This window comes from Lysinibacillus sp. NPDC048646, from assembly GCF_050272295.1.
Classification (GTDB): domain Bacteria; phylum Bacillota; class Bacilli; order Bacillales_A; family Planococcaceae; genus Lysinibacillus.
This window is the reverse complement of the sequence record NZ_JBNNLZ010000002.1, coordinates 99,454-115,873: the sequence shown is the minus strand read 5'-3', so window position 1 is coordinate 115,873 and position 16,420 is coordinate 99,454. Positions and strand designations below refer to the sequence as shown.

At 35.4% G+C, this 16,420-nt stretch carries 10 protein-coding genes and 1 other annotated feature; of the genes, 5 read left to right on the top strand and 5 right to left on the bottom strand.

All coding sequences use genetic code 11. The annotated features are described in order from the left end of the window. Positions 1-55 precede the first annotated feature (55 nt). On the top strand, positions 56-922 hold the full coding sequence (locus tag ACQKII_RS02785) for a hypothetical protein (protein ID WP_427456128.1): 867 nt from the start codon (positions 56-58) through the stop codon (positions 920-922). A 94-nt stretch (positions 923-1,016) separates the two neighbouring features. On the opposite strand, the gene ACQKII_RS02780 is transcribed toward ACQKII_RS02785, so the two are convergent. Continuing rightward, on the bottom strand, positions 1,017-2,918 hold the full coding sequence (locus ACQKII_RS02780; RefSeq protein ID WP_427456126.1) for an endonuclease MutS2: 1,902 nt from the start codon (positions 2,916-2,918) through the stop codon (positions 1,017-1,019). Between the two features lie 1,119 nt (positions 2,919-4,037). Here ACQKII_RS02780 and ACQKII_RS02775 point away from each other — a divergent pair. From ACQKII_RS02775 to ACQKII_RS02760, 4 genes are all read left to right on the top strand, one after another. Further along, positions 4,038-4,238, top strand: a complete 201-nt coding sequence (locus ACQKII_RS02775) for a DUF6366 family protein (protein ID WP_427456124.1) — start codon at positions 4,038-4,040, stop codon at positions 4,236-4,238. 351 nt (positions 4,239-4,589) lie between these two features. Beyond that, entirely contained in the window at positions 4,590-4,961 is a 372-nt protein-coding gene (locus ACQKII_RS02770) for a hypothetical protein (protein ID WP_427456123.1), read from the top strand. Between the two features lie 323 nt (positions 4,962-5,284). Then, positions 5,285-5,526, top strand: a binding site (T-box leader). A gap of 76 nt (positions 5,527-5,602) precedes the next feature. Next, on the top strand, positions 5,603-6,817 hold the full coding sequence (gene tyrS / locus ACQKII_RS02765; protein ID WP_427456121.1) for a tyrosine--tRNA ligase: 1,215 nt from the start codon (positions 5,603-5,605) through the stop codon (positions 6,815-6,817). 247 nt (positions 6,818-7,064) lie between these two features. Continuing rightward, entirely contained in the window at positions 7,065-8,231 is a 1,167-nt protein-coding gene (locus tag ACQKII_RS02760; protein WP_427456119.1) for an IS256 family transposase, read from the top strand. Between the two features lie 389 nt (positions 8,232-8,620). On the opposite strand, the gene ACQKII_RS02755 is transcribed toward ACQKII_RS02760, so the two are convergent. The 4 genes from ACQKII_RS02755 to ACQKII_RS02740 are packed head-to-tail and all read right to left on the bottom strand — an operon-like array spanning position 8,621 to position 16,266. Beyond that, the gene (locus ACQKII_RS02755; RefSeq protein ID WP_427456117.1) at positions 8,621-13,033 is read right to left on the bottom strand and encodes a hypothetical protein; all 4,413 of its coding nucleotides are present in this window, start codon (positions 13,031-13,033) and stop codon (positions 8,621-8,623) included. Continuing rightward, positions 13,033-13,761, bottom strand: coding sequence for a DUF6063 family protein (locus ACQKII_RS02750; protein ID WP_427456115.1), 729 nt, complete (start codon positions 13,759-13,761; stop codon positions 13,033-13,035). Before ACQKII_RS02750 ends, ACQKII_RS02755 begins: the two co-directional genes overlap by 1 nt. A gap of 1 nt (position 13,762) precedes the next feature. Further along, positions 13,763-15,259, bottom strand: coding sequence for a replicative DNA helicase (locus ACQKII_RS02745; protein ID WP_427456113.1), 1,497 nt, complete (start codon positions 15,257-15,259; stop codon positions 13,763-13,765). After that, positions 15,232-16,266: a Wadjet anti-phage system protein JetD domain-containing protein gene (locus ACQKII_RS02740; RefSeq protein WP_427456111.1), complete on the bottom strand. Its 1,035-nt coding sequence runs from the start codon at positions 16,264-16,266 to the stop codon at positions 15,232-15,234. Before ACQKII_RS02740 ends, ACQKII_RS02745 begins: the two co-directional genes overlap by 28 nt. Positions 16,267-16,420: the final 154 nt, after the last annotated feature.

The following is a 16,420-nucleotide window of genomic DNA, read 5'->3' as shown; positions in this document are numbered from 1 at the left end:
TAAAGACAATATAATTGTTAAAATGTAAACAATTGTTAACTAAGAGGTGGAAATATTGAATATTGGAGAATCTATTAAGGAAATTAGAATCGCTAAAAAAATCCCTTCAAAAGTCCTATACAAAGATTTGTTGAGTAGACCTGCAATAGCGCGCTTTGAAAAGGGAGATAGCGATACAGGGACAATGAAATTTTTTGCTCTGCTTGAAAGGCTGAATATTACGTTAGAGGAATTTGAACAACATTTGAATTCTAGAGAAAATAAAGATTTCTTTTATACGAAAGAATACATAGAGGCATTCTATTTAAAAGATATTGATAAATTAAATGAATTAGCCAATATGGCCGATCATGATTATAAAAGAAATAATCTCAATATAAAATTTCTTCATTATAGAGCTATTATTCATTTATTAATTGATGATATCCAAAATACCAAGTTATATATTAGTGAGGTAGAAATATTACAAACATACTTAGGTACATGTGAAAATTGGGGCTATTATGAAATAACTCTTTTTTCTAATTCATTGAATTTTTATTCTAACGAATTTATTAATATCGTCTATAAAAGAGCTAAGAAAACTTTATTGGATTTCCAGACTTTTAAAAGATACCGAAATGAAGTTTCACTAATGCTTTTTAACATTATGGAAAAGAAAATTTCAGATGGTGATATTGACGGTGCTACTTTTTACTTAAAAGAATTAAATGAATTAAAGATTACTGTTATAGATAATATGTATGTGCAAGCGATGATAAAGTTTTTCTCAGCTATTGTTGACATAGCAAACGATGATTTACATAAAAAGAGCCAAATTGAAGTCGAAAAAATAATTGATTTCTTCTATTTTTTAGATTTAGCTTTTAAAGCGGAACAGTGTCAAAATCTATATAAAAAAGTTAAGGACATGAATAAATAAGAAAAAACAGGTAGGGAAAAATAAATTGTTTTCCTACCTGTTTCCTATTAAATCATTGAAAGTGGCTAGATGAACATTGCCGTATTCACACTTCTCAACCTCTATCTCGTCTCATTTCTTTGTGAATTTTACGCAGTGCTTTTTTGGAACCACGCTCGATATCATGCTGTAACTTTCGGTCCTTATAATCCACAAACAATGTATCTACATCATAGCCCTCTGGGTATAATTCTTTTGCTTGCACCTCTAAGACGAGCCGTTTGCTATTGACTTCCATGAAACTACCTTGATAGAACACGACAACAGTATAGGTATTGTCCATTTCTTTATAGACGATGCCAAAGTCATTATGATCTAATAATTTCACCCGGTCCCCTTTTTCAAATGCATATTTCTCTTGTTTTTGCTCTTTGACAATTTTCGGCTTTCTTATTTTATCCTCATGTACTCGTTGTAAGTGATAATCTTTATTTTCCATATATTCTTTCGCTCTTTGTAGCACAGTTTCTCGGACATTCATTTTTCTAGAAATCCACAGGGCATTACTGTCCCCCGATGTGCCTATCATCAGCTTATACATGGGCTCTAATGTTTCGCTATTAAAGCGCATGGCTGCATTCATAAAATCATCATGCATTTCTGAAAAACGTTTAATTTCGCCATAGTGCGTAGTTGCCACTGTGATACAGCCCATCTGATAAAATTCCTCTAAAATGGAAATCGCCAGCGCAGCCCCTTCATTCGGTTCCGTACCACTTCCGATTTCATCAAATAGTAAAAGCGTATTATTATTGGATGCGCGCATAATTGCAGCAAGATTTTTCATATGCGATGAAAACGTACTAAGCGCATTTTCCAAGCTTTGATTGTCGCCAATGTCTACAAAGATATGTTCGAACACTGCCAATTCAGTTGTCTGATCTGCACTAATATGAAAGCCGGACATGGCCGCCAAGGTTAATAAGCCGATTGTTTTCAGAACGACCGTTTTCCCTCCGGCATTTGGTCCTGTAATAATTAAGCTACGATAATCTTTGCCAATTTCAAAATGAAGTGGCACAGCCTCACTCGTTAAAAGTGGATGTTTACAATTGACTAATTTTATATAGCCATGATCATTGAATTGTGGTTCGACTCCGCCAATTTGTTTACTAAATTTTGCTTTGGCAAACACCATATCGTATTGGCTAATCAACTCCAAGTTGATGTTGATGGCATGGATATTCTCAAGCAGCAATCCCGATAATGTAGCTAATATTTGATATTCTTCCATCGCTTCTTCCACTTTGAGACTCGCAAGTTCCCCATTTAATTTTGCCACTGTATTGGGCTCTATAAAGACCGTCGACCCTTTAGAGGAAATTTCAATGACTGTTCCAGGCACTTGATTTTTAAAGGACGCTTTTATCGGAATGGTATAACGATCATCTTTTTTACTTATAAAGAAATCTTGAATATACGTTTTATTGACACTATTGTTTAAAAATTTCGTTAAGCGTTCCTTAATTTTTTCTTCCGTCGTTTCGATACTGCTTCGAATACGTTTTAAGTCTCTGCTTGCCGCTGAATCCACACGATTGGCTTTAATCGAAAAATTGATTTCTTCCTCCACACTTTTAAATTCGGACATCGAACTTGCGTAAGATGCTAGTACTGGAGCAAAAAATTCTTTATCCAGCATAAACTTTTTAATTTTCCTGCATCCTCTTAAAAAGTCTGAAATACTGATGAGCTCACTTGGGTCTAGTATGATACCTTTTTCAAGGTTTTTGAGGGTATGGTCAATATTGGATACGCCTAAAAATGGGACATGCCCTTCTGCATCTAAGATTGTTCGTGCCTCTGTTGTTTCGTTTAAGCGATTTTTCACGACATTTATATTGGAGCTGGGTGTCAACTTATCCAATAATTGCTGCCCTAATCCACTGACACAATACGATTTTACCAGTTGTTTTAACTCGTTATATTGTAACTTCTCAAAAGTTGTATGATTCATTTTCATTTCTCCTCACGATGATTTTTCAAGTCATAATGAAGATACCTACCCATTAGATGTCGATGAACTTTCAACTATAAAGTGAAACTTCAATCAGTGGGGGTTTTCTTCATCCCCCACTGATTGCTAGTTGAACCAATCGGGCATTTACGGTCAGTTGATCGTCCACCTAGTTGACTCGTTCTCTTCTCCACTTGAGGTAGGCGTCTTACTGACCGTTAATGCGGGATAAAATTGGGTTGTTTTTCTTTTATTCAGTATCTATTATGCCTCGGCATAATTGCGTCCGGAGGCTTTAGGCCAACATGATGTTGGTCACTCAGTCGTGTGTTGCTGTCGCACAGATAAATTGCCACAGGACGTGGCGTTCATAGACCGAGTTCCTCTATATCAGCAGGTGTTTTATGTGCGAAAGCGTAGGGGCAGCAACAGGTTTTTTATGTACGAAAGCATTGCGGCAGCCACAGGTGTTTGGACACCCGCTGAAAAGTAACTTTAACCTACATTCATCTCTACACCTATAAAGGTGGGAGACTTCTGTAGCTGTCGTTACGCTTTCTGTACAAAAAATATTTACTGAAAGAAGATAAAAATAAACACAAAAAAGCTGTGGGGATACCACAGCTTCCTTTACATTTACAAGGCATAGGTAAACCGAATCAAGCCAACATCAAATGCAGCCAATTCAAAATTACATGCTTTATAAAGTATTGTAGGTATCTTCATAGGTTTCGAAATAAATCCATGACAAACTCAGGGTGCTCTTGATAAACAAATCCCCAGTCACGTCATCAAATTTACTTCATTTAGTTTTGCCTATTTAGAACCTACCGCACTCACAAAAAGCACCTCGCATTAATTTATAGTTAGTTTCATAATCATCTAATTGATTGAACTCATCATACTATATGCGAAATGAAAAGTAAAGTTGCTTACTTTTGAAATCAATCATTATACGGTTGAAAGTTGCTTATATCCGATATATGACACGAACGCAACGATTCCATCAAGAACAATGCGAGTGCAAAAATCATTTTTGTAATTTTCTAAAAATACAATATAATAAAAGAAAAATAAGTACCCTTATTTATGAAATTGCTGGCAATGGAGGTGTTGTTTATGCCTACTAAAAGAGAAGCCCCAGAAGAACAGCGAGAACGATTACGCCAAGAGGAATTAAAAAATAATCCCACTGGTTCTCTAAATGATGGATTTAATAGAGGGAGTTCACCGAATTTAACTGGTATGGGATGGAAAGAGACAGGTGTATTAATATTAGTCCTTATAGTTGGCTATATTGTCTATAAATTCTTCTTTTAAAATTGGTGGCATTTTTTCTGCTATCACTACTCGAAAATAAAAGCGCAGTCGAGAAATTGAATTCCCCCATTCGTTAGACAGATTAACAATAAAATCTGTTTAGCGAATGGGCGTATTTTTGGAACGCAGTAACGAAAAGTATTATCTATGTCACTAAGAAACGTTTGAAGAACTTCAAAAAGCATGGATGAAACTAGTCATTTCATTTTTTAAAAAACGTTATTACTTATCCTCCCTAAAATGGTTGAACGAAAGAAACTATACATAATACTTTTACTGTCGCATACTTTATAACATTTATATAGCAGTGAGAAAGGATGATACCCGATCTGTAGAAAGGGCATCTTTATTGTGGCAACTATCATGTTGATATGTGGATCTTTCGTAATTCTTGATCATTTTTTCAACCAATCAAATGATGTTGTTTCTTTTGCTAATCATCAAAAATTGTTAGAAGAAGTTGCGAAGATTGATGCTCAAATAACCGAGACTGAACTTTCGAACAAAATTATTCGTAAGCTAAACGAACATGGCTATACGCTGGCAGGAGGTATTGGATACACAATATACCCAGATAAACAAATAATCGCACTGTTCGTGAACGATGTCGAGTCCATGCATACAGAAAGAATAACTGACATACAAAATTTAATTACTACTGTTGCAGCAGAAAACGGTTTTCATTCCTTTGAAATCGATATACAAAATGCCGCTAAAAAATAAATAACCCTGCTGCTAAACCTAGTAGACCTAGATAATACATTGGACTTAAAGTGTCTAGTGGTTCACTAAACACAAAAACTAGCATAAGTAACTTTTCTTTTCTAAATGCTGTTTGCATATAATTTCTCACGATATAGCGCTGCCGCAAAGTGAAAGTTATTATTGGATTTCCACACGATACCATCTTACATTTTTTATAGTGTGCGAATACAACTATCAAATAATGAATACTCAAAATTGGTTGACAATTAAAGATGTATGGTTATAATAAATATCAATATCTGCAAAACGAAGATTTGTTTTATGCATTTCGGAGTATAAGAGTAAAAGCGTTGAAGAGAACGAGTAGCTTTAATGGAACTTACAGAAAGTAGCCGGTTGTTGAGAGGCGCAAGGAAAGTTAAGGTGAATACATCTTGGAGCTGCGTACCGAAATTATAGTAGGCTACGACGGGGTTGCATCCGTAATCAATGCATGGGTATCGCATATAGCCGTACTTATCGAGGGGAGTTATGTGAATAGCTCTCAAATAAAGGTGGTAACACGTTCATACACGTCCTTTAGGTTTATTCCTAAAGGGCGTTTTTTTGTTTTTCTCTTATAGAATCTGCCAGATTAACATTTGAAGGAGTTGTTATAGATGTTGTTAGAACCACAAGAGCAATTAGCAATCATTAAAAAAGGGACAGAATCAATTGTTCATGAAGAAGAATTACTGGCAAAATTAACGCGTTCATTCGAGAAGAAAGAGCCGCTGACAATTAAATTAGGTCTTGATCCTTCAGCACCGGATATTCATTTAGGTCATGCCGTTGTTCTACGCAAAATTAAGCAAATGCAAGATTTAGGGCATCAGGTAGTCATTTTGATTGGGGACTTTACTGGTCGCATTGGTGACCCAACAGGTAAATCAAAAGGTCGTGTGGCACTGAGTGATGAAGTGGTTAAGGAAAACGCCAACACCTATTGCGAGCAAATCTTTAAAGTATTAGATAAAGATAAAACAACTGTCCGTTTTAATAGTGAATGGTTATCAAAATTAACGTTTGAAGAAGTCATTCAATTAGCTGCAACGACTTCGGTAGCGCGAATTTTAGAACGAGATGATTTTCAAAAACGTTATAAAAATCAAGTGCCTATTGGGATTCACGAATTTTTCTACCCCTTAATGCAAGCGTATGATTCAGTAGAAATTTCCGCAGACATTGAGTTAGGCGGCACAGACCAAACCTTTAATATTTTAATGGGACGAACACTACAAAAGCATTTAGGGTTAGAAAAACAAATCGCCATTTTTATGCCTCTGCTAGAAGGGTTAGATGGGGTTGAAAAAATGAGTAAAAGTCTAGGGAATTATATCGGTGTCAATGAGGCACCAGAAACGATGTTTAAAAAAGTGATGGAAGTGCCAGATAATTTGATCATTAAATATTTTGAATTGGCAACAGATGAGCACCCTCAGTTAATCAAAATGATTCAAGAGCGTATAGCAAACGACGAAAATCCCCGTGATGTGAAATTAGAATTAGCAGAAATAATTACCTCGTTATATCATGGTGAAAATGCGATGAAGGAAGCCAAAGTCTATTTTGAAACCGCCTTTCAAAAACGGAAAATTCCAGAAAATATTCCTAGCCTTTTAATCGAAATCGGACACGAAAAAATTGCGGACATCATCTCTGAGCTTATTAATATGAATTTTGTTCAAAGTAAAAGCGAATTTGTAAGGTTAATCAAACAAAATGGCGTATCATTAAATGGTAAAAAAATCCTTCTTGATGATTTAGATCATACGTTAATGAACAATGACGTGTTACAAATTGGCAAGAAACGATTTGTAAAATTTATTAAATGATGGGCGATTTTTAAATATTATTCTATCCGATATAAACATTATTTTTTTCCGCTATATTATCCATTTAATCACTATAAATGCCATCTATTATGACTAATCTTTGTTCAAAATAGATGGCATTCTTTTAAATTGACAGAAGTAGTACGTATCATGATAAAGTCCATATAATTGTGTAAAAGAAAAAAGAGTCATTTTTATTCCTCCTGGGTAAATGTTAAGTACGACCAAAACATTGAGGAGGAAAAAAATGACTCAATTTAATATTACTCTAAACATGGATTTTTTAAAAGAATCCGTTATGGATTCAGATATGGAAGCGATTGTGAAGTCGACAGTGGTGTTAATTCTCAATGAATTTATGGAAAAAGAGAGAGACGATTATATACAGGCAAAGGCATATGAACGAATTGATGCGCGTAAAGGACAGCGAAATGGCTATTATGAGCGTGATCTAACCTTAACGATTGGGCGGGTTACATTACGTGTCCCACGCACACGAGATGGTGAATTTAGTACAACCCTGTTTGAAAAATACAGTCGCATGGATCAGGCACTGGTGTTGACGTTGATCGAGATGGTAGTGCAGGGCGTTTCTACGCGGAAAGTCACCCATGTTGTGGAGCAGCTATGTGGACAGAAAGTATCGAAATCTTTTGTATCATCGCTAATGGAAAAATTAGATCCAGCTATTCAAAAATGGACAAATCGGTCACTAGTAGACTTGAAGTGTCCCTACCTATTTCTAGATGCCATGTATATTAAAGTACGTGAAAATGGACGTGTCCTTTCAAAAGCTGTCTATATTGCGACGGCACTTACCTTACGTCAACGACGTGAAATCATTGGTTATCAGGTGTCCGATGTAGAGAGCTTTGAGGCATGGAAACATTTCTTTCAGTCCCTCAAAGTGCGCGGGCTTACCCTGCCTACATTAGTCATTTCCGATGCGCATGAAGGATTAAGAAAAGCCATTCAAGCTGAATTTCAAGGAACAGCGTGGCAGCGTTGTACCGTTCACTTTAAACGCAATCTTATTCAGTCCTTGCCCAAAAAAGATACCAAGGAATTTCGAACAGGAATAAAGCGAATTTTTCAGTCTTTAACGGAAGCAGAGGCACGCGAAAGATACGAAGAACTAGTGGAGGAATTCGAGGGACAAGGAAAGTATGAGAAAGCTCTGGTCATCCTAGAAAATGGCTTTGAAGATACCATTCAATATCTACAGTGCCCTGAAAAAATGCATTCCTTTATTCACAGTACAAATGCTTTAGAACGCTTGAATCAAGAAGTACGTCGACGTGAACGAGTGATTCGAATTTTTCCAAATCATCGTTCGGCAACACGGTTAATTGGAGCAATCTTAATGGATAAAGACGAGGAGTATGCGCTCCAACGCGGAATAACAGTTGAATAGAAGCTAGCTTCTATTCAACTGTTATTCCGGACAAGTACTCGACAGAACTAGGAGAATTACTTTTACACAAGATTAAGGACTTGACTCGTATCATATCCGAATTCATGGAACATTGGGTTATTTAACACCGGTTGAATTCAATACAGCAGTCCTTATATAAGTTGTCCAGTTTGGTGTTGTCATACCACCAGCCACCCCCCCATAAGGTGTCACTCATAGTTGTTGATTTTCTGATTAAGCTCCAACAATTTCTTAAGAGTCTGTTTCTATCTTATCAAAAAATCATCTAATTTTTATTGGCTCATCCGTATTACCTTTAATAATTCAAATAAATTACTAATTCTTTTTAATGTATTTTGCTACAATACTTTTTAATCGTAAGTTCCCTATTATTCAAACAACATCATTTGCTCTTTTTCACCTAGGCGGTCGATAGCTAGTGGTTCGTGGTCTTGGAAGTACGCATGATGTAGCCATTTTTCTTTTGTCATGATATTTTTGTTTGAATCTTTGGATGCGCGTAGTCGGCAGCTATAAATGATGGGAAAATAGTCTTGTAGAAATTTCCCTTCTGCGTGAGCAGTTAGTGCAATCATTTGGAAGCCTAATTGTTCGGCTACGAAAAAGACTGGGTTGAGTACATGGTCACTCGATGCCTTTCCAAATGGATTGTCTAAAATAACAGTGCGGTAACGCTTCATTTTTGTTTGGGCATGATGTCTTTTCTCAGAAACATATTTTAGAATGCCCAGAAATAGCGTCATATTTTTGCTCCATTTTTCTCCTCCAGACCAAATATTACTTTGCTCCCAAGAATATGAACGTGTAGAGACATTCCCATCATTCGTTACTTTACGGCAGCTAACCTTCATCACTTCATTGTTCATAACAATTTGTAGCAGCTGTTTTGACTGTAGCCAGGTTTCGATTTCTTTTCGTACCTTCCCACTGTCTTCCATTCCTTGATCGTTAAGAAAACGGTCAGACTCTAATTGCGATAAAATCCAATCTATATGATCACGAATACGATTTTTCCCTTCATTTTCTTGCCAATCAGGAATAATAAAGTTAAAAATTTGTTTCCATGTGTCTCCTACTTTTACCTTTGTTGTACTTGGAATATGACGTAATTCTTCTACAACTGTTTGTAAGTGATTGTGAATTTGATTGATAAATGCTTGCATTTCAGCATCTTTTTGGCGTATGTGTTCGTTCGCATAATGTGTTGCTCTTTCAACACTTATCATCATATTGTTGCGAAATGCAATGATATCTTCATAGCTTTGTTTATATTCGATCCCATTTAGTGCCATATTGCGCATTTTGACGTCCGTGATTACAGTATGACAAAATGCTCGAAAAGCACGCTTCGCATGTTCTACTTGTTTCGCTTCACAAGCTAAATCCTGCTGTTTTTGTTTTAATAGCTCTGTTATTTTCTGAACAAAAGCTTTTCGATTATAAGTAAATTCTGTAATCACATCTTCAGTGAATGTAACACCAACAATATCAGGGGCTGTAAAATGGTGACTTTCCTCAAATTTCTCAAGCTCTCGCTCTGCAAATTCTATGTCTTCTAATTGTTGTTCGACCTTCAAATGCGTTTGTTTTAAATAATCATTGTGCTTTGCAAGGCGCATTTGTTCTGCTTGTAAGCTGACTTGTATGTCAAAAATATTCTCGCTGAATTGTAGTCTTTCCTGTTGAAATATTTCCTGAAAATGTTCAAGCATTCGTTCTACTTTACCACTTTGAATATCACGTTCTGATTGTTTCTCTGTTCGCTCTTTGCCTTTAATAAGCATTTCGTTTTCTAATTGTGGTAATTTTTCAAGAAGTGCGTTTATGTGCTGCAAGCCTTCAACAGGATACTGCAGGTCTTCTAATAAATTTCTATGCTCCAGTCGTAAATCGTTTATTTGTTGTTCTGACAATTGCAACGCATTTAAAGCTGCTTCATGTCTTGCTACTAACGCTTCACGAGTTGTAGTAATTTTCCTAATTTTAAATTCCAAGTCTTTAATGGTAGTTAAAATTATGGTTGTGCTTTGACCTGAGTAAATCGGTTCCAAATACTTGACAGACTTATATTCATGATTTTCTTCCTTATTGCGCAAATTGAAGTTTATTTCATTTTTCCGATCATTACGCTCTTGAATTTCATCATTTAAACGTTCTAATTGATGTGCGATTTGTGCTACTTTTTGGTCAAGCTCTTTATTTAAAAGATCGTACTGCCGCTCTTTTTGGGTTAAAGCGATTAGCTCCTTATCATATTGCAAATACTCAGAAGCCTTTACAACTTTATTTTCTAATCCGCTTTTTTCTTCTTTATACCGCTTTACATTTGCCGCTATTGTTTCGAGTTCTTTTTTACATTCACGACTATAGGCATCTTCTCTTTTCAGATTTAAAAGTATGGTTTCTTCCTCATGCTGCAACCTATTTTCTTCACTTTTTAAATCTTCATAAACATCATGCGGAAATTCCAGTAAATAGTGCTGTAATTTATTTAACGCTTGCTCTTTGAACGATAATAGTTCCTCAGTTTCTTTACGTGAATGGGTAATGTTATGCGCTTTATCGCCTATTTGCTTCTTCCATTGCACAAAATTCACAGGGTTGACATTTTCATGCCAATGTTGTGGTGAAATCCATGCTTCTTTTCCTGATTCCGATTCAATATTCGAAGCCTCTTCAATCGTTAAGATAGCAATCGGAAAAGCAAGGCGGTCTGAAACTTGTTGAACTTTTTGAATCAGCTTTTCTTTTGAATTAGAAGTTGTAATAATTGACAGCGGCCACAATAAATATTGTTGTTTTACGATACGAGCATCTTCGTCCATTTGTTGTAAAAATTCAACACCCGTCGTAACATAATCAAACTGATTTCTCCATAGTTTTAGCTGCTCAGCAAAAAACGAATCTGCAAAAAAGTTTTCTTGATTTTCATAATCGTCGACAAAACGATAGGCAAGCCTTTCACGATATAACCAATCTTCCCGTAATCTATTGGTTTGACTGATATCTTCTTTTAACCTGGCTTCCACTGTTTCTTGCTGTAAATAGATGGATTCAATATTAGCCCATTGTGGACGCACTGCTTTCAGATTTTCAATAAGTTGTTGATGAGCTTTTTGTAACTGCTCTTGCTTTGCGCGATTTGCCGTTTTCAAAGTAATGTTTCTATTACGTTCTTCATTGTAAAATTCTTTTTTCTCTTCTGATTCACTTAATTGATTGTTCAACTGTTTTATCAGCTGCTCTAGCCTAATAATTTCCTCATCTAAGAATTGAATACGGTCGTTCCAATCAGGTAATAAATCCACAACCCTTTCTTGTTCTGGATTTGCAAGTAGTTGTTGAGTTAATTTTTCTAAATGCCTTTTAATTCCTTCCCCTTGCCCTTTTAACTTTGCTTGTTGCTTTTCATTTTCTTGCTTGTTGGCAACCTGTTCTTCATATTGCTTCGTATTTTTCTCAAGTTGCTCCATTAAAGGGTTTATTTCATATACAATTCGTTGCATCTCTTTTGTTAGCTGCTCCATTTCTTCACGATAAGAACCTAAGAGCATACGTTTTGTTTCATTAAGTTGTTCCTCAAAATCGATTATCTCTTCTGTTTTTTCAAACTGTCGCAATTCGTTTTCTAAATATTGAAGCTTTTCTTTATTGTTTTTTAGCGTTGCTTTTAGTTCTGCCAGCTTTAAAGAATAGTAATATATTTTCTTTTTCTCATATTTTTCTTGTAATTCCTCATGCTCTAACACGATTTGCTGGAACGCTTGCTCTTTTTCTTGAAGCAATTGTTCCTCTAGCAAAATTTTATAGGAGGCTTGCTTACGTTCATATTGTTGTTGGTCCAAGTCCCATTGAAGCTTATGCTTTTGCACGATATCCTGTTCGTTTAACGTTGCGCTTTTTTGATTGTTTATACTATTCCATGTTCCTTTTGCCTGCTCTTTCACATGAATATATTCAATTTGTCTACTATGCAACTTTTCAAAAAGTTGTACATACCTCTCTAATTCCAGTTGAATTTGTTTATTTTCCTCGATACTTTCTTTCAACTTTTTATACGAATGAAAGCTTTCTCTTTGTTTTTCAAATAAGTCGGCAAAACTATTTTTATTATGTCCTGCGATTGAGTCTTCTACAGTAGGGATTAAAAGTCGATCAAACAGCTGGCTTGTGCTTTTACATTCATCAAAAAATGCCTCGACGCCACCTTCTGTACTATTAATCTTCACAATACTTTCCCATTCGCTTTCAATAATTTGATATTGCTCTTCTATATACGCCTGATATTCCTTTTTTGTTTGAAAGGTTTGAGCTCGAACAGACTTTTCTCGCATAGTACTGTAATAATCTAATATTTCACCACGGTCAGCAGGTCTTTTCTTCCCATTTGTAATACGTACGAAAGGAATATTGTCAATAGAATGCTCGTCTTTTCCTTCGTACTCATATACGTAACGTAATGAATCTACGCTATTTTTTGTTAAGAATAACGATACACAAGTCGTCATATACCTTCGCGGCTGCTCGTTTAATATCCATTCAATGGCAATATGGGCTGGGGCGTTTTCTAATTGTAACGTGTCTTTAATCTTCCGTTGAGCTAAAGGTGTATGAGGTAGTATTGCTTGCAAAACAGTTTGGATGAAAACGGTCTTTCCTCCACCATTCTCAAGTAAGATAGCTCCATTATGTCCATCAAACAAAAATGTCTCATCGTTATAACGTTTTTGTCCTTCTTCAAATACAATATTTGTTAACCTTATTTTACTTATTGCTGGCATTATTGCTCAGTCCCTTCGAAATCGTAGATAAACTCAAGGATTCCTTTGTTATATTCAACCTCCATAAAAAAGCGTTGAATAATCATCTTGGATTTTTCAGTTAATGTTATTTCTTCGTTCCCTATATCTTTAATAAGATCTTCGTCTACAAGAAATCGTCTAACTGTATCAATAAAACTAAGGCGACTAATCGTATTGCCACTTTGTTTTTTCGCTGTCTCCTTAATGTCGTCCATGTTCTCCCACTTTTCAATAATCAAGCGCCAATTATATGAAAATTCTTTTTCTGATTTCTTAAGCTCTTCTTCATCATGACTTTGAAGATGAAGTATTCGTTCATTGATATACTGAGCCCACTCATCTATTCTGATAAAATCTCTCGTTGGTTCATTACTTTGATATGTATCATAAAAATTTCCGAATAACACAATGATTGCAAAATATAATAGATAAATATCGCCATTTGTCGCACCACTTTTTAAGTAGTGACGTTTAATCCACTCATTACTAATATGAAAAGGGGAAAGTTTTGTTTGAGGTACTAAAAACAACTGCTCACTCGTTCGGATAATGACACAATCTACTTCTTGACTAAAGCGATCAAGTAATCCCCGTATTTCGTCATCTGCTTTATACAGCTGTACAGCTTCAGCATTTAAAACACCTTGGCGAGCTAATGACGTATACAACTGAAATGCTTTCATCACTTTTTCTTCTTGGTAGAACATATTAAACCTCCTCTAATGCGACATGCATTTCTTGTATAGAATATCTTGGACAGTATTGCAAAATTTCTTCCCCTTCAACAATGGTCAACTTTCGATTCCCCAATACTTTAAGTACTTCTCCTAAAAGGACTGCACGTTCTTCTCCAACCTCTCCGTTTGTAATAGGTGATTGTTGATGCAGCAGTAGAAAGAAATCGTAAAAATATCGTTGTTCTAATAATTGTTCATTTTCGTGTTCTATTACATAGTTCGCAAAACGACTTAATTTTTCAGCTTGTCCTCGTTCATATGCTGCAAGTAACTTTTCCATTAATTCTTTATAACGAGAGGACAACCATTTGCTATATACTTGTTCATTTTCACTTTTTTCGATTTCTTCAAAGCTAGCTAGCTCTTTTTCCTCTCGCCCTTCAGTAATATTCTGTTCGGCGAAAACAGTGAATGGTGACCATGACAAATTCTCTTCAATTTTTAAGAAAGGATGTAAAACACCTTTCATCACATTGACATTTAAAGGAGATGAAATAATTGTAGAGACAATGTCTTGGTCAAAATTAAGCGACTGCATTCCTGTATAATATAAAGACTCCTGTGCAATAACAAGTGTCGTATTTTGTAACTCAGCAGTCTTTTGTAGCAATTTTGAGTGCTCGCTATGAACAGTTTCTAACTCTCTTATTATCCTTAAAACCTTATCGTAAGTTGTTTTCTCCTTCAGATGGATATCCTTTGAGAAAAGTCGTTCTCGCGTCTCTTTGACAAAAGTGCGTAATTCTTTAAATTCCTCGTCTTCTCGTGCAAAGCGCTCGTAAATGTCGGTAAGTAATTGTTTATATCGTTCAAACGTTTCTTCTGATACAATACTTCTTTGAATTTCATGTTTTAGCCGATCCATTCTTTCTTCTAAAGTTTCAACATCTATACGCATTTCATTTATTTGTCGTAACGCACCCTGAAACTCACCTTTGTCTATTTGTTTACGCAACAAAAGTTGATTAATAGATAATTGAAACTCACTGTAAAACTCTTTTGTTGCAAATAATAGCTCCAGTCCGTCTTCATCGAGTGTATAAAACTGTGTATTTGTTTTCACATCAAAATCATTTGCTCTTAAAATAGAATACTCAATTGCCTCATCTTTATTTGTTTCCCAATTAAAAAATGAATAACTACGCTTTTTACCAGTTGTCGGTCGAAAAGTTTGAACGATTAAACGAGCTAACCTTTCATACTCACTTTCTTCCAAAACATAGTGTTGCTCTGTCATTATTCTTAAAAAAGTCGCCAAGTGCTTAACATCCGTTCTGTATTGACGAATTAGTTTTTGTTCGAAAAAAAACAACAGTGCTAATAATCCTAACCCCTTCATATCAATGGAAGTTCCCATGTCGTCCTGCTTTTGCTTACGGTCTAATTCTAATAAAGGTTCAAATAAAGCAAGTCTTCTCATTCTTTCCCTGTATCCACTTGTTATTTCTTTAAAATCAAAGTTATCCAATCGAATTCCCTCCATATACGTTGAAGCTCTCGCGTCTTCAAAACTTCTTGTGGATAGTATTGTCCGTTTTCAAACATATTGCGAATTTGATATTGTTCTTCTAGAGAAAAATTAGACGAAAAGCAATCAATAGCATCTTTATTTTCTCTTTGATAGTCCTTACCACTAACTGAAATCTTCTGTAAACATGCTCTATAAAATGGAATAGCTAAATATACTTTTCTCCCCTTATTCAAAGAGTACCATATAGCAATACCAGCTCTATCAATATCACCAAAATAGAAAAAAAGATGACTAGCTTGTACTGGATATTGAGAGGAAAACTGCTCTATGCTGCTTGTAATTTTATTACCACAACCGTATATTAAAGTAGTAAATTCACTATGTTGTAAACTTGGTAACAATCCTTGGTAAGTAGTTTTATTTTCTACGATTAAATGGAGCTGCTGTGCTGTCATTAATTTGTTTGGATTCACAGCAAACATCAAAGGGTCTGATACTGGCGTAATTTTCATAACATCCCACAATTGAGTACGTTCTAAAAGCTCTTTGCCCCCCTTTTCAACAATCCACTTTTCATCACCGACTAATTCAAAGCTTCTTTCAGGAGCTGGAACTTGTTCATTTGGTAGCTGATTGCTCTTTAAAAATTGATCGATTTTCAATATATACGGAAGGTCGTTTTCCCAAACTGCTGGTTCCAAAAGAAAATACCGATCGAGATAAATTTGTGAATGTAACTGCAAGCGGTAACGTTGCAATTCAAGATGATACTCTGCGTTAAGTAAACTTTTATCAATTCTATATTGATAGGCAAGCGATGGAACTCTTCCTGTACGCCCTTTTGCCTTCACCATATTAAGTACTTGTTCGCCTTCTAGCCGCAAGACGATTTGAGTTAATTCCTCATAAGATTGAATTTCGTTATTAAATATTTTTTCTAACTCGCTTAACGAAATCGTTTTCTTTTTCCAGACCGCAAGTTGTTTTCTTATAGTTTCAATCATTCTTCATTCTCCCAATTTTATACTTTACCTCTATACTATCTTATTACTATTATAATTTATCTTTTTTTGAATATCTTGTGGTATCGAAACTTATATGGAAATAGAGCAAATAGTGGGCTGTCATTCCACCTCGAATGACATGAAGTTTCACTTT

Coding starts and splice junctions, on each gene's coding strand:
- ACQKII_RS02780 (WP_427456126.1), bottom strand. CDS start 2,918: ATGAATCATACAACTTTTGAGAAGTTACAATATAACGAGTTAAAACAA.
- ACQKII_RS02775 (WP_427456124.1), top strand. CDS start 4,038: ATGCCTACTAAAAGAGAAGCCCCAGAAGAACAGCGAGAACGATTACGC.
- tyrS (WP_427456121.1), top strand. CDS start 5,603: ATGTTGTTAGAACCACAAGAGCAATTAGCAATCATTAAAAAAGGGACA.
- ACQKII_RS02760 (WP_427456119.1), top strand. CDS start 7,065: ATGACTCAATTTAATATTACTCTAAACATGGATTTTTTAAAAGAATCC.
- ACQKII_RS02755 (WP_427456117.1), bottom strand. CDS start 13,033: ATGCCAGCAATAAGTAAAATAAGGTTAACAAATATTGTATTTGAAGAA.
- ACQKII_RS02750 (WP_427456115.1), bottom strand. CDS start 13,761: ATGTTCTACCAAGAAGAAAAAGTGATGAAAGCATTTCAGTTGTATACG.
- ACQKII_RS02740 (WP_427456111.1), bottom strand. CDS start 16,266: ATGATTGAAACTATAAGAAAACAACTTGCGGTCTGGAAAAAGAAAACG.